At 65.5% G+C, this 20,528-nt stretch carries 17 protein-coding genes and 1 pseudogene; 11 read left to right on the forward strand and 7 right to left on the reverse strand.

The annotated features are described in order from the left end of the window. Positions 1 to 35: 35 nt before the first annotated feature. Positions 36 to 896 (forward strand): fumarylacetoacetate hydrolase family protein, encoded by an 861-nt coding sequence (locus D0Z08_RS28420; RefSeq protein ID WP_118928666.1) that lies wholly within the window; start codon positions 36 to 38, stop codon positions 894 to 896. A 127-nt stretch (positions 897 to 1,023) separates the two neighbouring features. Beyond that, positions 1,024 to 1,872 carry an SMP-30/gluconolactonase/LRE family protein gene (locus D0Z08_RS28425; RefSeq protein WP_220454419.1) on the forward strand — a complete coding sequence of 283 codons (849 nt, stop codon included), beginning with the start codon at positions 1,024 to 1,026 and terminating at the stop codon, positions 1,870 to 1,872. 524 nt (positions 1,873 to 2,396) lie between these two features. Here the strand turns inward: D0Z08_RS28425 and D0Z08_RS33790 are convergent. Continuing rightward, on the reverse strand, positions 2,397 to 2,708 hold the full coding sequence (locus tag D0Z08_RS33790; protein ID WP_425454078.1) for an ATP-binding protein: 312 nt from the start codon (positions 2,706 to 2,708) through the stop codon (positions 2,397 to 2,399). A 33-nt stretch (positions 2,709 to 2,741) separates the two neighbouring features. On the opposite strand from D0Z08_RS33790, the gene D0Z08_RS28440 reads away from it, so the two are divergent. From D0Z08_RS28440 to D0Z08_RS32425, 4 genes and pseudogenes are all read left to right on the forward strand, one after another. Then, on the forward strand, positions 2,742 to 2,912 hold the full coding sequence (locus D0Z08_RS28440) for an ATP-binding protein (RefSeq protein WP_281271788.1): 171 nt from the start codon (positions 2,742 to 2,744) through the stop codon (positions 2,910 to 2,912). Continuing rightward, positions 2,896 to 4,079: pseudogene (locus D0Z08_RS28445) on the forward strand (ISL3 family transposase); the annotation flags it as partial. The gene D0Z08_RS28440 and the pseudogene D0Z08_RS28445, both read left to right, overlap by 17 nt. A 163-nt stretch (positions 4,080 to 4,242) precedes the next feature. Then, positions 4,243 to 6,600 (forward strand): ATP-binding protein, encoded by a 2,358-nt coding sequence (locus D0Z08_RS28450; RefSeq protein ID WP_118928669.1) that lies wholly within the window; start codon positions 4,243 to 4,245, stop codon positions 6,598 to 6,600. A gap of 395 nt (positions 6,601 to 6,995) precedes the next feature. After that, positions 6,996 to 7,160 (forward strand): hypothetical protein, encoded by a 165-nt coding sequence (locus tag D0Z08_RS32425; protein ID WP_182481547.1) that lies wholly within the window; start codon positions 6,996 to 6,998, stop codon positions 7,158 to 7,160. Positions 7,161 to 7,573: 413 nt separating this feature from the next. Here D0Z08_RS32425 and D0Z08_RS28460 read toward each other — a convergent pair whose 3' ends face one another. Then, positions 7,574 to 9,094 carry an FAD-dependent oxidoreductase gene (locus D0Z08_RS28460; protein ID WP_118928670.1) on the reverse strand — a complete coding sequence of 507 codons (1,521 nt, stop codon included), beginning with the start codon at positions 9,092 to 9,094 and terminating at the stop codon, positions 7,574 to 7,576. A 700-nt stretch (positions 9,095 to 9,794) separates the two neighbouring features. Between D0Z08_RS28460 and D0Z08_RS28465 the strand changes: the two genes are divergently transcribed. Then, complete coding sequence (locus D0Z08_RS28465) at positions 9,795 to 12,218, forward strand: ATP-binding protein (RefSeq protein ID WP_118928671.1); 2,424 nt, start codon at positions 9,795 to 9,797, stop codon at positions 12,216 to 12,218. Positions 12,219 to 12,227: 9 nt separating this feature from the next. On the opposite strand, the gene D0Z08_RS28470 is transcribed toward D0Z08_RS28465, so the two are convergent. Next, positions 12,228 to 13,013 (reverse strand): IclR family transcriptional regulator, encoded by a 786-nt coding sequence (locus D0Z08_RS28470; protein ID WP_118928672.1) that lies wholly within the window; start codon positions 13,011 to 13,013, stop codon positions 12,228 to 12,230. A 523-nt stretch (positions 13,014 to 13,536) separates the two neighbouring features. Here D0Z08_RS28470 and D0Z08_RS32780 point away from each other — a divergent pair. From D0Z08_RS32780 to D0Z08_RS28480, 4 genes are all read left to right on the forward strand, one after another. Then, positions 13,537 to 14,100: a hypothetical protein gene (locus tag D0Z08_RS32780; protein WP_220454421.1), complete on the forward strand. Its 564-nt coding sequence runs from the start codon at positions 13,537 to 13,539 to the stop codon at positions 14,098 to 14,100. A 232-nt stretch (positions 14,101 to 14,332) separates the two neighbouring features. Then, the gene (locus D0Z08_RS32785; RefSeq protein ID WP_220454422.1) at positions 14,333 to 14,734 is read left to right on the forward strand and encodes a hypothetical protein; all 402 of its coding nucleotides are present in this window, start codon (positions 14,333 to 14,335) and stop codon (positions 14,732 to 14,734) included. Then, positions 14,685 to 15,170 carry a hypothetical protein gene (locus D0Z08_RS32790; RefSeq protein WP_220454423.1) on the forward strand — a complete coding sequence of 162 codons (486 nt, stop codon included), beginning with the start codon at positions 14,685 to 14,687 and terminating at the stop codon, positions 15,168 to 15,170. Before D0Z08_RS32785 ends, D0Z08_RS32790 begins: the two co-directional genes overlap by 50 nt. Positions 15,171 to 15,259: 89 nt before the next feature. Further along, the gene (locus D0Z08_RS28480) at positions 15,260 to 15,805 is read left to right on the forward strand and encodes an ATP-binding protein (RefSeq protein WP_118928673.1); all 546 of its coding nucleotides are present in this window, start codon (positions 15,260 to 15,262) and stop codon (positions 15,803 to 15,805) included. A 505-nt stretch (positions 15,806 to 16,310) separates the two neighbouring features. Here D0Z08_RS28480 and D0Z08_RS28485 read toward each other — a convergent pair. The 4 genes from D0Z08_RS28485 to D0Z08_RS28505 form a co-directional block, all read right to left on the reverse strand. Continuing rightward, positions 16,311 to 17,549 (reverse strand): alpha/beta fold hydrolase, encoded by a 1,239-nt coding sequence (locus D0Z08_RS28485; RefSeq protein ID WP_182481548.1) that lies wholly within the window; start codon positions 17,547 to 17,549, stop codon positions 16,311 to 16,313. 182 nt (positions 17,550 to 17,731) lie between these two features. Beyond that, positions 17,732 to 18,325 carry a flavin reductase family protein gene (locus tag D0Z08_RS28490; protein WP_118928675.1) on the reverse strand — a complete coding sequence of 198 codons (594 nt, stop codon included), beginning with the start codon at positions 18,323 to 18,325 and terminating at the stop codon, positions 17,732 to 17,734. Continuing rightward, positions 18,297 to 18,935: a ferredoxin reductase domain-containing protein gene (locus tag D0Z08_RS28495; RefSeq protein WP_118928676.1), complete on the reverse strand. Its 639-nt coding sequence runs from the start codon at positions 18,933 to 18,935 to the stop codon at positions 18,297 to 18,299. The genes D0Z08_RS28490 and D0Z08_RS28495 overlap by 29 nt, the downstream gene beginning before the upstream one ends. A gap of 799 nt (positions 18,936 to 19,734) precedes the next feature. Then, entirely contained in the window at positions 19,735 to 20,481 is a 747-nt protein-coding gene (locus D0Z08_RS28505) for an SDR family NAD(P)-dependent oxidoreductase (RefSeq protein WP_118928677.1), read from the reverse strand. Positions 20,482 to 20,528: the final 47 nt, after the last annotated feature.

Here is a 20,528-nt window from a genome sequence, read left to right on the forward strand (position 1 = left end):
CCGACAGAAAATGAAAACGACCCGAAGGAACACCAATGCACCTCATGCGCATTGGCGCACCCGGCGCCGAGAAGCCGGTCGCGCGCATCGACGACCTCAGCTACGTCGACCTGTCCGACATCGTCAGCGATTTCGACGCGACGTTCTTCGCCAGCGACGGCATCGATCGCATCCGGCCGATTGTGACCGACCGATCGTCTGGGGGGCAGGTGGCAGAGTTCGCGGGCGAGCGCATCGGTGCGCCCATCGCTCGACCCCACCAGATCCTCTGCGTGGGTCTTAACTACAGCGACCACGCCGCCGAGACAGGCCAGGCAGTGCCGACCGAACCCATTCTGTTCAACAAGGCGCCGAACACCATGATCGGACCCAACGACGACGTTCTCATCCCGCGCGGCTCGACCAAGCCCGACTGGGAAGTCGAGCTTGGGATCGTCATCGGGAAGAGAACTAGCTACCTGGAGTCCGTCGGTGAGGCTAGGGATGCGATCGCCGGGTGGGTGTTGGTCAACGACGTGAGCGAGCGAGCGTTCCAGCTCGAACGCAGCGGTCAATGGGTCAAGGGCAAGTCCGCCGAGACCTTCAATCCGGCCGGGCCATGGCTGGCGACCCTCGACGAGATCGACGACGTACTCCAACTCGACATGTGGCTCGACATCAACGGAAACCGTCGTCAGACCGGGAACACGAACACGATGATCTTCGACCCGTTCTTCATCGTGCATTACATCAGCCAGTTCATGGTCCTCGAGCCCGGTGACCTCATCAACACCGGAACTCCTCCGGGAGTCGGCATGGGTTTGGAGCCCCAGGTCTGGCTCCAGCCCGGCGATGTCATGGAACTCGGGATCGAGGGACTCGGCAAGCAACGCCAAGAGGTCCGCGGCCCCCGCTGACCCCGACCCGTCTGTACGAGACCAGACACCCCTTGGACATGCCTGGCTCCGGCTCGTCGGCAACCAATGAGCTTACCTCTACCCGTTGCTTGGCCCGCGAGCAACAGACGCAATGAAGGGACAGCACGTGACTATCACCAGCGAATGGACGCCACGAGAAGGCGAACGGTACGTCCTGGGCGAGGGCCCACGATTCGTCGACGGTCAACCACTGATCGTGGACATCCTCTCGGGCCGGCTTATCGACAGCGACAGCGGCCGAACGCTGATCCAGATCGACGAACCCCTCGGTGCCGTCGCACCCTTGACTGGGCGGAACGGCTGGATCGCCGCCGCAGGGACCGGTATTGCCCTCATTGACCCGGACGGAGTCGAGTGGCTCGCCAAGCCGGAGGTCTCAGCGGACACCCCCATGCGTATGAACGATGGCGTCGCCGATCCCATGGGGCGGTTCTGGGCCGGCTCGATGGCTTACGACAACAGGCCCGGCGCGGGCTCTCTGTATCGCGTCGGCGTCGACCGCACGGTCGACCGAGTGCTGAACGACCTCACCGTCCCCAACGGGCCCGCGTTCAGCAACGACGGGTCCGTCATGTACCTCGCGGACTCGGCACGTGGGGTCATCTTCCGCTTTGACGTCGACACGACATTGGGTGACTTGGGTCCAGCCGTCGAGTGGGTCAGGGTTGAAGGCGGCTCGCCGGACGGAATGTGCGTCGACGAGAACGACCACCTGTGGTCTGCGGTGTGGGGAGGCTCCAGGATCGATCGTTACGCACCTGACGGCACGCGCACCGCCTCGGTTCCCGTTCCGGTCACCCAGCCCACCGCCGTCCTCATCACACCCGACAAGCGCATCCTCGTCACAAGCGCATCCTTCGGTTTCGACCAACCGCAAGTCGATGACGGCGCGGTCTTCGTCGCCGAGACGACCGTTGCCGCAGCGCCTGCTGCCCGATACGGGCCGTCGAACTAGGGAGTGTCTTCTTAGTGACCACATACCTAAACCCGGTTTTTGCAACCCCGGACAAGTTCAGGGTCAGTGACTCCAGAGAGGGACCACTATGGTCGCCAATTCCCCGACGCCCGTGCTCCGTCCTGGCGTCATCTACCGAGCTCGGGATCTGTTCGTGTGCTCGGACTTCCGGTGCGCCGGTCCGACAGTGGCGCAAACGGGCCGAACGATCGGCGGTGTTCCGTTTCAGCCCGTCCGCGGCCGCGACGTGATCGAGTTCGCCAGCGTGTCACCGGGCCGTGGGCTCACGTGCGAGTGCGGAGCGCTCGCCGCCACCTTCTCGTGGATCCGCGGCCTGCGGGTCGAGACGGTCTACGCGCATCAGTAGGTCCGTGTGGGTGCGCTCTCTATCGGGATCTCGGGACAAGCCGCGCCCGTCCGGGTGAGGATCACCAAACTGATCGACCCCCGGGGTTCCGCTACCAACGGCCAAGTCGCGGTCCCCGCTGGTGGCCAACTAGAAGTCCCCACCCCCTCGCTGAGGTTCAGCTGGTCTTGAGTCGGGTTCCTCCTTTCGCTCGGGCCTGTCTCATTCGGTAGGAGTTGCCGTCGGTGACGACGGTGTGGCAGTGGTGCAGGAGGCGGTCGAGCATGCTGACCGCGGTGGTGTGCTCGGGTACGAACCGCCCCCAGGAACTCGAACGGCCAGTGCCATGCGATCCCGAGCGACCTGCGTTCGTCGGAGGCCGGGACGAACCGGAACAGCAGTTACGCTCCGGTGTTGTCCAGCGGTGCGAACCCGAGCTACCTCCCGTTCGAGCAAGACGCCGCGAACCTATTATTCCAGCTCGCCTCATCCCGCTACGAACACGCCGCACTACTCTCGGGGCGTGGTCCTCCGCCGTCTGTCGGACCTGTTCACGACCTCGCTGATCCTGACCTCGAACCTGCCGTTCAGTGGCTGGGGAGGCGTGTTCGGCGACCAAGCCGTCGCCGCCGCGATGATCGACCGCATCGTCCACCACGCCGACGTCCTCACGTTGAAGGGCGTGCTCCGGTAAATCCAGGGCGGTTCACAGTGTCCTTCGTCGGCTGGCGCACGAGCCGCTGGGTTGAGGCCCACCACGCTGGAAGTCACCGTGCGCCGCTACCGGTGCACGGGCTGCGGACACGTGTGGCGCCAGGACACCACCCAAGCGGCCGAGCCGCGGGCGAAGCTGTCGCGTCGCGAGCTGCGGCGGGCACTTGAAGCATCGTGGTCCAACACCTGACCGTGCCCCGGGTCGCCGAAGGGCTCGGGTCGCGTGGGACGCCGCCAACAACGCCGTCCTGGCCGAAGGCAGGCGCGTGCTGATCGACGACGAGCATCGATTCGACGGCGTCACTGCGATCGGGGTGGATGAGCACGTCTGGAGGCACACGCGCCGCGGCGGCAAGTACGTCACCGTGATCATCGACCTCACCGGCATCCGCGACGGCATCGGCCCCGCCCGGCTGCTCGACATGGTCGAGGGCCGCTCCAAGCAGGCATTCAAGACCTGGCTCGCCGACCGCCCGCAGACGTGGCGCGATGCCGTGGAGGTGGTCGCGATGGACGGGTTCACCGGGTTCAAGACCGCCACGAGCGAGGAACTCCCCGACGCGGTCGCCGTGATGGACCCCTTCCACGTCGTTCGCCTGGCCGGTGACGCGCTCGACCGGTGCCGGCGCACGGTCCAGTTGGCAATCAACGGTCACCGTGGCTACAAGGGCGATCCGCTCTACTCCGCCCGCCGCACCCTGCACACCGGCGCCGAACTGCTGAAAGACAAGCAGCGCAACCGGCTGACCGCCCTATTCGCCGAGGAGCCCACGTCGAGGTCGAAGCCACCTGGGCCATCTACCAGCGAATGATCGCCGCCTACCGCGAGCCCGATCGCGCCAAGGGCCGCGAGCTGATGATCAAGCTGATCGACTCGATCGGCCAGGGTGTACCGGAGGCGCTCACCGAGATCATCACGCTCGGCCGGACGCTGAAGCAGCGCGCCGACGTCCTGGCCTACTTCGACCGGCCCGGCACGTCGAACACACAAGGTGCGCCCATAGGGATTCGAACCCCAAACCTTCTGATCTATCACAGCTCCCACGTCCGTGGGGCGGCCGATCGCGTCGGTCAATCTGGCGCCGGTCGTTTCCCCGCCGCGAGCAGCCCAACGCTTTCACAACGGTCATTCGACGCCGCCTGTTGAGCCGAGAGCGACGGACGTGACGCGCGGATCGCCGGCGGCGTGGGGCATGCGGCTGCCGGCACGGTTGGGCCGCCCACTCGCCCGCGTAGCCGAGCCCCCCGGGGTATCAGGGAAACCCGTGAGCACCTGCGCGGCGTACGATCGGGACAAGGCAGGTGCTCAGATGACGAGGGCGGGCAATTCCCACGGCAGTCTTCCTCACCCGACCACGAGTTTCGTCGGTCGCCGGGAGGTGGCTGGGGCGCTCAGGCGAGCGCTCGAATCGTCCCGGCTTGTCACGCTCACTGGTCCAGGTGGCGTTGGGAAGACCCGCCTGGCACTATATCTGGCGGATCAGGCCCGGCGCGGATTCCGCGACGGGGTGCATTTTGTCGATCTGGCAAAAGTTCAGGACCCGTCGTTGGTTGTCCAGGCAACAGCGGTAGCCATTGATCTGCGCGACCAATCCGCTCGCAGCTCAGAAGCGGCACTGATCGACTACCTGTTTGGCAGGCACGTTCTGCTCATTCTAGACAATTGCGAGCACGTCCTGGCGGCTTGTGCCGAGCTTGTTGCAGAGCTGCTGATGTCAGCAGCCGACTTACGCGTGCTGGCCACGAGCCGCGAGCCCCTGAACATCGCGGGCGAATCGGTGTTCCCGGTACCACCGTTGTCAGTACCGACCAGCACGTCCTCCCAGCCGCGCATGTACCGGTCGGGCTCCCATTTCGAGGCGGTGGCACTCTTTGAGGCGCGCGCCGCGGCAGTGCTTCCCGGATTCACCGCCACGCGGGAGAACGAGGAGGCACTGGTTCGGCTGTGCGCCCGCTTGGACGGGCTGCCCCTTGCCATCGAGCTCGCCGCCGTTCGGATGCGGGTACTCTCCCCTGTCCAGATCCTCTCGCGGCTAGAGCATCGCTTTGACCTTCTCACCGAAGGCAATCGAGGGGCTCCGCAGCGCCAGCAAACGTTGCAGGCGGCGATCGCATGGAGCTACGACCTATGCACGGACCTCGAACGTGTGCTGTGGGCACGCTGCTCGGTGTTCGCGGGCGAGTTCGACATCGACGCGGCGGAGTTTATCTGTGGCGGCGACGGCGTCGGGGAGGGCGCGGTGTTTCCGGGCATCGCCGCTCTCGTCGACAAGTCCATCTTGTCTAGGATCGAGGGAGGGCCGCTAGCGCGATACCGCATGCTGGAGACCATCCGGCAGTTCGGGGCGGAACGCCTCGCCGAGACTGGAGGCCAGGACGGGATACGTCGAAGGCACTGCGACTACTTCCTGGAATTGGCAAAGCGTTGCGACAGCCAGTCCGGCAGCATCCGGCAACTGGACTGGGCCGCGCGGCTGCCCGCGGATCGTGCGGATCTCTTCGCGGCGCTTGACTACTGCGTCACCCACCCGAGCGAGGCGCGTCGGGGCCTCCAAATGGCGGCGTCACTCTGGTTCTACTGGATCGCCTGCGGGTTGCTCCGCGATGGCCGCTTCTGGCTCGACCGGATGTTGGCCGCTGACTCCACACCAAGTCCGGAACGCGCGCGCGCCCTTCTGATCGATGGCTGGGCGACGGTGCTACTGGGAGAGAACGACAGGAGCGTTGAGCTCCTGACCGAGTGTCGTCGACTGGCGACACGAGTGCATGACGATACTTCTGATGCACAGGCAGCCCAGATGCTTGGCGTGGCCAGGATGTTCGCCAACGACCCGGCCGGCGCCACAGCGCTCCTGGATCAGGCGCTGGAGAGTCACCTCAGGCGCGGAGACTTGACCGCACCGGCCCTGATCGCATGGACTTCGCGTGGGCTCGCCGCCGTCATGATGGGGGATGTAGATCGAGCCATTGCACTGACTGACCAATGCCGTGACCTTTGCGCTGTTCACGGGGAACGATGGGTGCTTTCTTGGATGACTTGGGTCTTGGCGTTGAGCAGCTGGGTCGCCGGTGACCTCCGGAACGCCGCCAGCCAGGCGCGGGATGCTTTGCGCCAGAAGGATGCGCTCAACGACCATCTCGGCATTCCCTTTTGCGTCGAGCTCCTCGCGTGGATCGCACATCAACAGGGAGACCCGCACGGCGCCGCGATGCTCTTCGGTGCTGCTGACAGCTTTTGGGAACGCGTCGGAAGGCCCCTGTTCGGGTACGCCAACCTAATTCGCTGGAGCACCGAGACCGCCAATGCTGCGCGGGCTGCCATCGGGACCCAGGAGTTCGAAGCGCGACGGAGCACCGGTGCCCGGCTAACCCACGAACAGGCGCTCTCTTCGGCGCTGGCCGATGGCGGAGCAAGTACGAAGGTAGGACGATGCGAGGATAGAGGCCAGGGCACGACACTGAAGCTGACGCGGAGAGAGCGGGAGGTTGCGGACCTGGTCGCCACCGGGATGTCCAACCGGGAGATCGCAGAGCGGCTAGTCGTGTCAGTGAGGACCGCCGAGGCGCATGTCGAACACATCCTCACCAAGTTGGGCTTTTACAGCCGCGCACAGATCGCCACGTGGGTGGCCACCTCGGCGACCCATGCGGACGACCTCCGCCACTGAACTGAGGTGGGCGGGTCGGAGTGTCTCCTTGGGAAATCTCACTTCTTTTCCCGGCCACCTGTGCTTTCTCCGAGGGTTATGACGTGGATGACCTTCTAGCGGCGCCGAGTTCTGTTGACATGTCGCTCGCCAGCTGCCGAGGTTTTCCCCGCTCGAACTTCCGGCGGCTCTCTTCGGCGACGCGTCAATTACAAACAGCGCCTTGGAAGCTTCGCGCTGGAAATGCCTTCGAGACAGAAGGAGCGCAGGGAGTCATCGTCCACCGTGCTCGAGTCGCCGACATCGCGAACGCGACCAATTGCCGCGTGTCCGCGCTTGGGTCGAGGTGCACGACCCAGAAACGCCCGACCACGCACGATCACCTACCGCAACCAGCGGCAACATGCAGCAACCGAGTGGTTCGACGAGAAGCTCGGAGAGTACGGGACGTCGTCGCCCAGCACCTCGGCGACAAGCTCACCGGCGTGCTGAACGCGCTGCGCGGCTCGGTCGGCAGGCTGGCGAAGCTCTACACCTACGGCCTCAAGAGGGCGGGCGCGCCGAGGGAGTCTTTCGCATAGCCGCGCCCTACGCGGGAGTAATGGCCGCCGCATCTACACGAGTTCTGCTCGAAGCAGGGTGAGTATTGACCTGCAGGTAGAACTGGTCCGCGCATGGTCGTGCATAGAGTCGAACGCCTTGGTGCGCTGGTCGATCGCGTCCCGGAGCACCGCGAGTCGCTGCTTGAGCGGCAGACCCGAAGTAACCCTTCGGGGGCTGTCGGATCGCGCGCTCTCTTCCATCGAAACGCCCAGCGCTTCTGCAATTCCTAAAAGTCGCGCGGGGCCGGGCCTCAGATGGCCGGACCCGATCGGTGACATCGGCGCTCCGGCACCAGCGCCCATGCTGTACCGAACCCTCTCGCCGAACTCCTGCTGGCTGAGGTCCGTTTACGGAGATAGGAACTCGACCTCGGTTCGCGAACGACTCATCGCTACCCCAGCGAGCTTCGTGAGGCCCCGAGCGGGGGGTCGTGCGCCGCGGCCCTTCCCGCCCGGCGTCCGAAGAAGCTCCCCTCGGCAAGCGAACACCCACTGGCGTAGCCGCCGGCGGCAATGCCCGAGGTGGTCCTGCCCGCAGCCCGCAAACCGGGAATGGCCTCGTTGTTAACGTCGAGCACTGCGCCGTCTATGTCCGTCCGCAGGCCGCCCAGTGGGAATCCCGAAGTCGCGCCCCTGAGGTCGAACAGCCCGTATGGCGCACGTAGCGGGCGCACCCATTGGGTGGCCTTGTGGTGTACTGGGTCTGCGCCCCTCTCGGCGTGGCGGTTGTATAGCTCGAGAGTCGCCGCGAGTGCGCCAGCCGGGATGCCGGCGGCCTCTTCCAATTCAGCCACGTCGTCGGACACCCACGCGGGCTGGGGTGGAGCAAACGCCGATGAAGGGTTGCGGTCGGCGGCCGCCTCGTCGACAGCCTGCTCGTCGGCGACGATGAATGCCTGGCTGGAATGATGGCTCACTAACTCCTGGCCGATACGGCCTGGATAGGTGTCCTCGTTGATCACCCGCGTGCCCCTACCGTCCACAACGATGCCTCGGATCATCAGCGCGGGATCCGTGTGCACCGCCGCCTCGCAGGCATGCATGTGCGTGACGTCGGCACCTAATGCCTGGGCGGCGCGGATGCACTGCCCGTCGTGGGCGTCAGTCGCCGACCCGGCTCGTGTAGTGAGTACAGGCACGTGCCGGGCAACCATGTCTGGGTTGAACGTGAAGCCACCACCCGCGAGTACGACCGAACGCCTGGCACGAACGACCAGTTCCTCGCCATACGAGGTCACGACGACGCCAGAAACGCGCCCGTCGGACTCAGCCACCAGGCGTTCGAACCTGGTGTCGTAATCGATTCTGACCCCGAGCGACGCAACGGTTTCGGCGAGCGGCTCCATCAGCATGTAGCCGCCACCGCGCTCACCGGTGCGCTTGTTCCTCATTTGCGGCACATGACCGCGCGGCGCGGGGCGAACGAGCTCGGCAAACGGGTAGGCGTTCTCCCCTCCGGAGTACATCAGACCCTCGTCCCCGGAGGGTTCCCAGCCGGGTCTGTCGTAGAAGGCGGCTCGAAAGGGGACACCGCATGAGGTCAGCCAGTCGAAGTGCTCAACGCTGCGCTCAGCGAAGATGGCCAGCTTGGCCGCGTCGGCTCCCGCCCCCATCGCCGCAGTGAGAAAGGCGTGCATGTCCTCGGGGGTGTCCTCGAAGCCGCAGGCCTTCTGCAGGGGCGTGCCTCCACCCATGTAGATGAATCCGCCTGCGAGCGCTGCCGCGCCGCCCCAGCCAGATGTCCGCTCTAGCATCAGAACGTCGGCGCCGTGCACGGCCGCCTCAACGGCCGCGCTTGCGCCGGCCACGCCGAAGCCGATGACAATGACGTCCGCCCCGTCAGCCCAGGAGCCGATGGTCCCACTGGACATCGGTTTCGCGTTGCGCGGACGTCCACCGTCCCGAGCACTCATCCTGACCTCCTGGTCCAACTTCGCCCAGACGGTAGGCGTACCTTCCGCTCGGGCGCACTAGTCGTTTCGGTCAGCAGGACCAGCCGTATCCCGCCGCCCCGGACGCGCATCCGGGGCCGTCAACCACTTTTCTGGCGCGGGGAAGGCTAGCGTGTTGTGGCGATTGTGATCGTGTGCGACGACACAGTCCATGAGGGCTGCGCCGTCTGCCTGACCACAGCCCATATATCCGGCCCCCGTGGTCGCCGAGCTTCGAAGCGGCACACGACGACGGGGCACCGCTCGTCCGGAGGGCACTCGCATTTCGACCACGTGATTGAAGCGGGAGTTTACCCGTCGTCGATCGGTCGTCGCACAGCCGCAGCCCGGGCTCAATTGGCAGCCAATCATGTAGCTGGGTGAGCGACCGGTCCCAACAGCGTCGCGCGGGGCGTGCTGACCGGCGTCTCACAGGTCCCAGGCGACGGTGCCTGGTCGACGCCTGGCTTCGTGCACGGCACCCCCTGCGGCTCCCCGGTGATGACGATAGGGTCGGCTCGCACGACGTCGTTGTGTCAACCACGAAGGAGCTCCGGCAACGCCCAACCGGTGTAGTGTTGAGGCGTTAATCACGCCTTGCCTAGCGATCGAGACCCGAGATGAGCGGCTCCGCAGACCACTCGATCGATAGATCAGCGATCGGGTCGCTCCGGCACCGGCGATGCGCATCAATCGTTCGGCCGGGTCGGTGGATCAAGCCGTGTCGCTAGAACCGCTGGAGTCGCCAAGGACCGTGGGCGCCCCTGCTGCGCTGAGTGCCGGGAGGCTGCCGGCGGACGTCACGAGTTTCGTGGGGCGGCGTCGGGAGCGCCGTGAGGTCAAGCGGCTGTTGTCCGAATCTCGGCTGGTCACGCTGATCGGTGTAGGCGGGGTGGGCAAGACACGACTGGCGCGACGGGTGGCGGCAGACGTGCGCAGAGCCTTCGAAGACGGGGTCTGGTTCGTCGACCTGACAGCAGTTCCCGATCCGGATCTGCTCAGGCAGGGCGTGGACTACCCTGAAATGCTGGCCCAGCTCATCGCCGACGAGATGGGTCTGCGGGAGCAGTCGAGGCGAGCGCCGCTGCAGTTGCTGGCGGATCACTTGGCCACTCACCACAAATTGATCGTCCTCGACAACTGCGAGCATCTCATCTCCGCGTGCGCCGTGGTCGCCAGCGCACTGCTGCACGCATGCCCTCGGTTACATATTCTGGCAACCAGCCGCGAGGCCCTGGGTATCAATGGGGAGTCGGCGTTGGCGGTGCCGCCGCTGCCGACGCCGGACGTTGACCGGCATCACGAGGCTCCTGACCTGATACTGTACGAGTCGGTCGCATTGTTCGTAGCCCGGGTGAGTGCTGCTGACCCAAGTTTCAGCCTGGCGGAGGACAACCCTCGCGCGGTTGCCGAAATCTGCCGCCGCCTCGACGGTGTGCCGCTCGCCATCGAACTGGCGGCCGCCTGGTTCAGGACGTTGGGCCCCCAGCAGATCCTCGACCGACTTGCGGACCGCTTCGCCCTGCTGGATTTGGGAAACCGTGCCGGGCCGGATCGCCAGCAGACCCTGCGCGCCTGCGTCGATTGGTCCTACGAACTCTGCACAGAGCCGGAGCGCTTGCTGTGGAGGCGATTGGCCGTGTTTGTCGGCGGCTGCGAACTCGACGCGATCGAGGGTGTCTGCACTGACGCGGAGTTACCTAGAGGCGATCTTGTCAAGGTGCTCGCCGCGCTGATCGACAAATCGGTGCTCTGGCGCGACGGGCACGGCGAGATCGCCCGCTACCGGATGCTGGAAACGATCCGCGACTATGGCCTGCAGAAGCTCGTTGCATCTGGAGAACAGGACCAGTTGCGTCGGCGACACCTCGACTGGTACCAGCAGTTGGTGGCACGCGTTCGCGCGGAGTGGCTCAGCGACCCCCGGGGTGACGGTCTGAACAGCCTTCGGCGAGCGCAACCCAACCTGCGCGCAGCGGTGAACTTCTGCCTTGGTGAGCTCGATCAGCCTGAAGAGGCCCTTCGGCTCGTGACAACGCTCCCATGGCTCTCGTGGTGGGGCCAGGGCGGGTTCGGTGAAGGCCGGCGTTGGCTGGAGCTGGCCCTGACCAAAGCCCACGCGCCGACCGCACTGCGCGCCAGAGCGCTCCTGCTCAGCGCCGAGCTTTCTCTTGGCCAGGGCGACGCCGACACCGCGATCCGGCTGCTCGAAGAAGGTGACCAGCTCGGCCGCGGGCTGAATGACGCCGCGACGGTAATACGTGCGGACACCACCCGAGGAGCGTTGCATGTGTTCCGACGGGATCCGCAGGCCGCAGTCGAAGCACTAACCCAGGCACGTGACGCGTTGTGGGGCAGCGAAGAGCCAGATCTTGACCAATTGCTGGCTGTGCTGCTCTCTCTCGGGGTTGCGGCCGCGGAGATCGGCGATCGGGAACTCGCAGATGCCTGTCGCACAGACATGCTCGCAATCACCGGTCGCGGGCCCGCCTTCCAGCAGGCGTTGTGGATACTCAGCCTCATCGCCTGGACCCTGGGCGACGCCCAGGAAGCCGGCCGGTGCGCCGAAGGCTTCCTCCGGTTCACCCGCGGCCACGGGCTCCGAGAGCCGTATGGCACCGCATGGGCTCTCGAGGTACTGGCCTGGGTCGCTGCGAGCCAACGGCGCCACCGCACGGCGGCGACACTCCTTGGCGCGGCTGAAACGCTACTTGCCGACGCCGGCACATCTGTCGCCGCTCACCCGCACATAATCGACTACCACCATGCCTGCGAGCAGCAGATTCGGGACGCCCTTGGCCCCTCGGCCTTCGACGATCACGTCCGGCATGGAAATACAGGGTCCGCCGACGCCATCGCCGACGCCCTAGGGGAACGGCGGGAAGCCGTGGCTACGGCGGCCAAGGACTCCCAGACGGTGCTGACCCGCCGTGAACAGGAGGTGGCCGAACTCGTCGCTGAGGGACGAAGCAATAAGGAGATTGCCGAGGCTCTGGTCATTTCCCCGCGCACCGCCGAAAACCACGTCGATCACATCCTCACCAAGCTGGGCTTCACGTCTCGCGTCCAGGTAGCCGCCTGGGTCACAGCTCAGCGCGCGGACTAAGGCGTCAGATTAGGCGGACGCACGAGCGGGCGTCGCGGAATGGACCGGCTCGAGAGCCAACTGGCCCCCGTGCACGTCCTCGGGAAGTTCCAGGTCGTGCGCCACCTTCCGCGCGGCCCTGATCACCAGCGGCGCCACACGCTCAAGTGGCGCCCGCGAGTCGCCTACTAGGGAAACGGCGCCGACCGGCCCGTCAGGTCCGCGGACACCCACGGCTACACACCCAATGTGCGGCGAGGTTTCGCCCCGCCCGAACGTCAGCCCATTCCGCGCACGGATCCGTTCCAGGTCCCGGTGGAGCACCGACAAGTCGGGAATCCTGTCGCTGGTGGATGTGCCTAAGCCGAGGAGCCGATCATCGACCTCCTCAGCAGGCAACCAGGCCAGCATTGCCCTACCCGGAGTGGTGGAATGCGCGGCCGAACGGCCGCCGACTCGCGACGGCACGTCCGCCATCTGCCGGCCACCTACCTTGTCAAGGTAGACGACCGCATCGCCGTCCAGTATGGCAAGGTGGGCCACCATCCCCGTGACCATCGCAAGATGGTACAGCACCGGCGCGGCGGCCGATCGTAATGCACTGTCCCCGCCGGCCAAGCGGCCGAGACCCCGGGCGCGCGGCCCCAAGCGATAGCCCGCTGGCGACCGGCTCACCCATTGCACGTTCGACAACTGCTCCAGGATGCGATGCGCCGAGGACCGGGGCAGGTTCGTCCGGTTGGACACCTCCTCCAGCGTGAGTTGCTCGGCAGGGCCCCGGAATAGGTCCAGGATCAGTGTGACCCGCTCGATCATGGACGACGGGGGCACCGTGGCACGGGACCCGGGAGAGCCACTGAAACCGCTGTTCGGGGGTGACGTCTGGCCCTCACCAGCGCCAGACTCATGATTGAAACCGCGCACGGCTTCGAGCCACGGGATTCTGAGTGGTGTGGTGGTCGCTGTGCTCGTCCGTGAACCAGGAGCCGTCGTCTCGACGTGAGCTTTTGCATCTAGTGTCTGAGTTTCAGTCGTCACGGTCTTGCCCTTCGCCTGGTGGAGCCACTCTCCTCAGAATCCGGTCTCGGAGTGGGCAGCAGATGAGTAGAAATAGCCATGTGGGTACTCAAATCCGCAACCCGAGTTCGAGATTGTCGCCTGCCATGAGCATGGGACCGGTCTGAGCGGTTTTCTGCCAGCTTCAGGGGACCCACCTGGGTTGCCAGTCGTGGGACCACCCGGCGCGCCTTGTCGGTGGGTCCTGGTTGGCCTTGTTGACTCCCCGCGTCATGACCGTGGACGCGGAGGGTCGTCGGGGATGGGATTCAGGGAGGTCAGCGTGGTTGAGGTACGCGAGGTGCTGCGGGCGTGGCTGGAGGGCCACGGGCTGCGGAAGGTGGCCGAGCGGGCGGGGGTGGACCGAAAAACCGCGCGCCGGTATGTCGAGGCGGCACAGGCAGCTGGCCTGTCCCGGGACGCAGGAGTCGCGGCGGCGACCGACGAGCTGGTCGGCGTCGTGGTCGAGGCAGTGCGTCCCGCTCGGCCGAACGGGCACGGCGCGTCCTGGACGCTGCTGCTGGCCCACGAGGAGCAGATCTGTGCCTGGGTCACCGGGAGCGGTGAAGGGCAGGAGCCGCTGACCATCGTGAAGATCGAGGAGCTGCTGGCCCGGCGGGGAGTCCGGGTGCCGTACCGGACGCTGCACCGGTTCGCGACCGAGCGGTGCGGGTTCCGGACCAAGTCCACGACGGTGCGGGGTGGCCGACGGCGAGCCGGGGGCGGAGTGCCAGGTCGACTTCGGCCAGCTCGGGCTGCTGACCGACCCCGAGTCGGGAAAGCGCAGGCGGGTGCATGGGCTGATCTTCACCGCCGTGGTGTCGCGGGCACATGTTCGTGTGGTTGACCTACTCCCAGACCCTGACTGCGGTGAACGCGGGCTGCGAGGCCGCCTGGGGCTTCTTCGGCGGCGCGTTCAAGGTGCTGATCCCGGACAACCTGAAGCCGATGGTCACCGACGCTGACGCGGTCAACCCGACGCTGTCACAGGGGTGGCTGGACTACGCCCAGCATGTCGGGTTCGGCACCGACCCCGCGCGGTCCGCAAACCTCAGGACAAGCCGCGGGTGGAGCGGGTGGTGCAGTACGTGCGCGGCAACTTCTGGGCGGGCGAGACCTTCACCAGCCTCGAGGAGGCGCAGGCGCGGGCCGAGGCATGGTGCGCCGAGCGGGCCGGGATGCGGACCCACGGCATCACCCAGCGGCGGCCGGCCGAGGCCTTCGCCGAGCTCGAAGCCGGCTGCCTGCTGCCGGTGCCCGAGCCCTATGACCAGCCGGTCTTCACGTGGGTCAAGGTGCACCGCGAATACCACCTCGAGGTCGCCAAGCGCTGTAATCGGTCCCGAGCCCTATCTGGGCCGGCACCTGGACGCCCGCGCCGACAGCGAGCTGGTCAAGCTGTACACGAGCGGACCCGGCGGCGGGCGCCTGGTGAAGACCCACCCGCGGCAGCCGGCCGGTGGCCGGTCCACCGACCGTGAGGACCTGCCCGGGCACAAGGCCGGGTACGCGCTGCGCGACCTGACCCGGCTGATCGCCACCTGCGCCGGGCACGGCGAGAACGTCGGGATCTACGCCGAGCGGCTGCTCGACGACCCGCTGCCGTGGACCCGGATGCGCAGCGTCTACCGGCTGCTCGGCCCGGTCCGCCGCTACGGCCCCGACCCGGTCGACGCGGCCTGCGAACGCTCACTCGATCTCGACGTGGTGTCGGTGTCAAAGATCGCCGCGATGCTGGCCAAGGCCACCGAACGCGAATGCCCGGTGCTGCCCGCCGCGGCCGGCTCGCCCGGCGGCCGGTTCGCCCGCGACCCCAGCGAGTACACCCGCCCCGGCAGCGTCCAGCTCACCCTCATCCCCGGCGGCGCAGCCGACACCACCGTGCACGCCACCGACGCGACAGGAGAACACCGATAACCTCCACCGCCACCACGACCGCTGCCGGGCCGCGGGATCCGGTCGGCGCCGACCTGACCAAGACGCTCAAAGCGCTCAAACTCGGACAGATGACCCAGACCCTGACCTACGACCGCGCACTGTTGGCGGACCTGACCGGCCTGCGGTTCACCGAAGCCGGCAACGGCGTGCTCATCCTCGGCCCGGTCGGGATCGGGAAGACCCATCTCGCCACGGCGCTCGGCCACATCGCGATCCGCCGCCGCCTGACCGTGCATGCTGCCCGCGCCGCCAAGCTGCTCACCCGGTTTCCGCGCCGCCCGCCTGGACAACACCCTCGAGGCCGAGATCCGCAAGCTCGCCCGCGCGTGGACGTGTTGATCGTCGACGACTTTTCACTCCGCCCGGTTGACGCGACCGAGACCAACGACTTCTACGAGCTCGTCGTAGAGCGGCACCGACGAGCCAGCACGATCGTGACCTCGAACCGGGAGCCAGCGGAATGGCTGACCATGATGAGCGACGCGATGCTCGCCCAGTCCGCCGTCGACCGGCTCACCTCAGCCGCCCACACCCTCATCATCGAGGGCCCCTCCTACCGCCAACGACACACCCACCGGCGTGCCGCCGTTGACTCCGAAGGCGAGGTCCGGTGATGCTCGCTCACACCTCCAGGTGGTCCCATGCTCGTGGCAATGGGGTGGTCCCATCACGCTGGCAAGCGACACGAGATCGACGAACTGTGCTGCAGCACGCCACGGAAGTCCAAGCGCTCTGGTCGCGGGTCGTACCGCGATGGCGCGCGCCGCGAGGTCGGGGTGAGTCGCACCACTGGCAACCGCTGGAAGAACGGCTAACCTCGATCGCCGTAGCGAGCTGGTCGGCCGGGTTGCGGCGTTGGATCCGGTGGCCAAGCGGACGATCTCCGTACCGTTCTTGTCCGCTCAGGAGCGCCTCATAGCCGCCCACTGAGGGCGTCGGCGGCGGGCGAATCACTCCGCCAACCGCACGCTGCCGCCCAGCACAAGCGCGGAGCCGAACTCGAAGTCACGCTCTACGTGTGCCAGACGCGCACTACCCCGATACCGGCTGCCCCAATTCCACTTCCGCGCCAAGACGCGAAGGGCCCGTTCATGCCGAAACCGCCGCCAGGCCGTAAGGTCAGGAGTCGACGGAAAGTTCCTCGAACGCCGTCCAGAGATCTTGCTTAAGAGCATCGGGATTCTCCGCGCAACCAAAGTGCCCGAGTCGCCGCAAGCGCTGATACCGAGCGCCCGGTATCAGCGACGCGATCCGGTCAGTGCCGCGTTCAGTGGCCATGAAGTCGTCTTCCCCGGTAAACAGGTAGACCCGTACCTTTGACGTATCGATCGAACTCAACTGGTCAGGAGTAAGGTCGTAACCCTCGGCGTAATAGTGAAGAGCTCCCTCAGTAGCATCCTGACCCGCCTGGCTATAAATCCATCCCAATTCTCTGCGATATACTTCGGGAGTCGTCGAAGCCATATTCGCGACCATCAGAGTGGACGTCCACTGGCTCCCGATGCGAGGGTCGGAGTACATCCTGAGCATCTCGCGCTGCTCCTTTTCGAACTCGGGCTTAGGGCCAGAATTTAGGGCGATGACCGCCCTGAAATCGTCCGGCAGTTCGTAGGCCAAGTGCAGGGCGAGGAGACCCCCAATCGCGCTCCCCATGAAAACCGGGCGATCCAGTTCGAGTTTTGCGGACAGACTGAGCAAGAAGTCGAAGAGAAATTCCTTGGTCAACCTGAACTCCTCTTCCCACCACCGATGCGAGGCAGGGGGAAGGGAGTTGCCATGGAATGGCAAGTCATAGCTGATCATCCTGAATCGCTTCTGCAGATCAGAATCCTCCAAGAAATGGCGTGCCTGGCGGCCGTCCGCACCCGCAGTGTGCTGGAACAGCATCGGGACCGACCCGCTCCCAGCTTCCTCGTAGTAGACGCGGTACTGCACGCCTTGAACTCGGAGGTAAACGTACCGCCCGACGATCACCTCAAAGTCCCGTTCGACCTCTGGCAGGAGGTCCGATCTTTGCACGCCGCTGCAGGCGTTTCTTAGGACGCGCTCCATTTCAAGAATGGCACGCGAAAAAACTCCAAGTGCCACAGGGTCAGCGGCGTAGGAAACCCCGCTCCGTCCATCGTTGTATAGAATCCCTTGGCATCCCGGTGGCCGATTGGCACTAAGCACATCTTGCCAAGATCGGGCGTCTCCCGAGAAGACAACTTCAGCCCCATCAACATCTTCCGTGGCCGCAAAGTCAAGAAACTCGCCATCTCTGACGGTGAGCATGTACTTCGCATCGTCAATTTTCAAGCCCACTGATCCGGTGAGGAACTTTAGGCTGATTCTAAATGCTTCGTCGTTGGACAACATCGTCCGAACCGTGGCCGCATTGAGCAAGTTCATCACATTCGCACTTTCGACGTAGTCGTAGTAGAATTTTCTCGTTAGCGAAACAACTTGGCGGTTCGTGATCGCTTTAGCCTCCCGCACCTCCGCCGAATCGCGTTCGAGCCAATGTGTGGCTGTGGCGCCGCGCCAACAAGAAGGATGGTCTACCCGTCATACGTCACGCGCACCTCTTCGGTGACCGGCCGCGCTTGGCAGCCAAGAATCATGCCCGCGGCTAGATCCTCGACGTCGAGGATCTCGTTCGAGACCATCGACACCTCTCCTTCCACTAAGAGGCACACGCACGCACTACAGGATCCTTCGCGGCATGAGTACGGCGCATCGACGCCGGCGGCGAGGAGCGCATCGAGGAGTGGGCGGCTGGCGGGCCAGCTGACCTCGTGCGTCGTGCCGTCGATTGTTGCGTGAACCCTTGCGCTGGGCCCGCTCGGATTGGACGTGTCGAACGGATCGCCCGCGATAGATACGAAGCGCTCGGTTCGGATCAGCTCGGTGGGAGTCCCGCACTGGACCAGAACGCGTTCGGTCAGTTCCATGAAGGGCGCCGGCCCACAGACGAACGCCTCGCGGCGCGCGTAGCGAGCGAGGTGCCCGGACAGAGCATCGCTGGGGATCCCTTGGAGCGACTCCAGCCAGTGAACAACTGTCAGCCGAGGGTGGTACTCAACCTCCAAGCGCCTCAACTCCTCGGCGAAGATGACCGAGTTCTCATCTCGACTGGCATAGATGAGCGCCACGTTTTGCGCTTCCTTCGGCGAGCGATGCCTTCAGTATCGACATCACCGGCGTAATGCCGCTGCCTGCCGCGACGAGGAGCAGAGAGGCGTTCAGATCGGACGGAGTGAACGTCCCGCCGGGTGCCAGCGACTGCAGTCGCGCGCCTGGGACGAGGTTGTCGCAGAGCCAGTTCGACGCATACCCACCAGCGATGCGTTTGACGGTGATCCGCGGCGCGGAATCGACTCCTGGCGCGCTGCTAAAGGAGTAACTGCGGGCAACGGTGCCACCATGCTCGGAGGGCACGCGGACAGTGAGGAACTGCCTGGCGTGAGCATGTCGGGAAGAGCGGAGACGCATGCACCTTGCACAGAACCGCTCGTCTCTCGAATGTCCGGTCGACATCGCGTTGCGGCGTGCCGATGTCCTGAGCCCCCCAGACGTTTCTGCCCTCGCCCCCGGGGGCGGTCGACCCGACCCGACCTCACCGTCATTGACGGCGCGGGCGATCGCGTCGTCGAGCACGTGGGTCATCGGGGAGTTCTGCGCATTGGCGTATGCCGTTCGGTTGAACCTGATGACCGCGACCGATTCCACTCGCTCGTACGTCACCACGGCGAACTCACTCATCGAACGCACTCCTCCTCGGGACGGCGTAGCAGGCCGGCGCTACGGCGCTCCACGACAGGCGACGACCTCGGCTGCTGCCCCCATGAGCAGCTGCCGGACCGGCCTCAGCGCCGCAGATCTTCCGACAATCTAGGCTCGGTCGTGCCGGTGGTCCGGGTTCATCCTGCTCACCGGAAGCGAATTGATCGCGCCGGCAGGACTCGCAGAGCCGCCCACGACGGCGCTGCACGTTCCGGGAATGGACCACCAACGTCTGTTCGCTTTCGATCACCTGAGGCAGACTGGCGCGGCGCGAGCCTGACGAAGCAGCGTTTGGGAGTTCCCTGTGGATCGCGTCCGCCCACGACTGCAAGGAGTCCCGGGCAAACTCATCACCGGCGCTGGTCCGCCATAGTGCCCTCGCTGCTCTTGCCCGCCGTCAACGCTCGGGAGTGTGTCGATGCCGCGGTTGCGTAGCCGGTAGCTGGCGCCCTGAATCGTGAGGACTTCGGCGTGGTTGCGGGGCGATCGACTATCGCGGCGGCAACGGCCTGGCCGCCGAAGACCACTGAGGCGGGCGACATGACCTTGCACGTCTCCTGGCCTTTCCACACTGCCCTGCCACCTATGGAGTAGGAAACGTGCCGTACACCGCGTCCACACCACCGAAGGATCGGCCCTCGACGAGATTCAGGCCGACCTGTTGGCGCGGAGAAACGAAGCAAGGAGGATGCCAGTGAACATGCGACTTGCAGACCACCTGACCGAAACTGAAGGCCCGACCGAACTCAAGTCGGTCGGTCGCCATGCGCGGCGGCACTCAGCCGGCGGTCACTCCATGGTCAAGATTGAGCACCGCCCCATGGAAGCCCTTACCTTCGTCGGAGACCAGAAAGGCGAAGAGCGCTGCAACATCCTCGGGCTCGCCGACGCCGCGCACCCCGGCGTAGCGACCCATCAGATCCATGTCAACTCCGTCTGGAACCGTGAAGTTCTGGATCAACGGGGTGTTGATGCCGCCGGGAGCTATCGCGTTAATTCGGACTCCGGTCTTCAGGAACTCCATGGCTAGCGCCTTCGTCATCTGAATCACCGCTGCCTTTGACATGCAGTAGGTCGAAGTGAACGCCTGACCGATCACCCCTGCTGTCGAAGCGAGGGAGATAACGCTTCCGTTGGACCGCACCAAGTGCGGCATGGCCGCTTGGGTGAGAAAGAACGGCGCGTCGGCGTTGACAGCCATCATCCGTCGGTACTGATCGATAGTGACGTCTGCCAGCAGTTCGGCACAGGCCATGCCAGCGATATTTCCCAGGATATCGAGCCGACCGTGGGCCTCGACCGCATCAGCGACCACCGACGCGCATGCCACGGGGTCGGTCAGATCAACGATCGACTGTGTCATCCTGCCGCCGATCATGCCCGCGGTTTCCGCCAGCGCGACTGCGTCGCGATCGACGCCGACGATCGTCGCGCGCGCTTCGGCTAGGCGAAGCACCACTGCACGACCGATCCCCGCGCCTGCGCCGGTGATCAGGGCAACCTTGCCCTCGAAATCGTTGGTCACGATGCCCGGTCCCTTCCTTAGCTCAGCAGTTAGAGCGAAATCGTCGA

It is taken from the genome of Nocardioides immobilis (assembly GCF_003515065.1).
In the GTDB taxonomy this organism is placed as follows: domain Bacteria; phylum Actinomycetota; class Actinomycetes; order Propionibacteriales; family Nocardioidaceae; genus Nocardioides; species Nocardioides immobilis.

Bases quoted from the DNA above. Each gene is read 5' to 3' on its own strand.
- D0Z08_RS28495 (WP_118928676.1), bottom strand. From the start codon at position 18,935: ATGAGTGAGTTCGCCGTGGTGACGTACGAGCGAGTGGAATCGGTCGCG.
- D0Z08_RS28480 (WP_118928673.1), top strand. From the start codon at position 15,260: ATGACCCAGACCCTGACCTACGACCGCGCACTGTTGGCGGACCTGACC.
- D0Z08_RS28420 (WP_118928666.1), top strand. From the start codon at position 36: ATGCACCTCATGCGCATTGGCGCACCCGGCGCCGAGAAGCCGGTCGCG.
- D0Z08_RS33790 (WP_425454078.1), bottom strand. From the start codon at position 2,708: ATGAGGCGAGCTGGAATAATAGGTTCGCGGCGTCTTGCTCGAACGGGA.
- D0Z08_RS28470 (WP_118928672.1), bottom strand. From the start codon at position 13,013: ATGATCGAGCGGGTCACACTGATCCTGGACCTATTCCGGGGCCCTGCC.
- D0Z08_RS28465 (WP_118928671.1), top strand. From the start codon at position 9,795: ATGCGCATCAATCGTTCGGCCGGGTCGGTGGATCAAGCCGTGTCGCTA.
- D0Z08_RS28460 (WP_118928670.1), bottom strand. From the start codon at position 9,094: ATGAGTGCTCGGGACGGTGGACGTCCGCGCAACGCGAAACCGATGTCC.
- D0Z08_RS28485 (WP_182481548.1), bottom strand. From the start codon at position 17,549: ATGTTGTCCAACGACGAAGCATTTAGAATCAGCCTAAAGTTCCTCACC.
- D0Z08_RS28450 (WP_118928669.1), top strand. From the start codon at position 4,243: ATGACGAGGGCGGGCAATTCCCACGGCAGTCTTCCTCACCCGACCACG.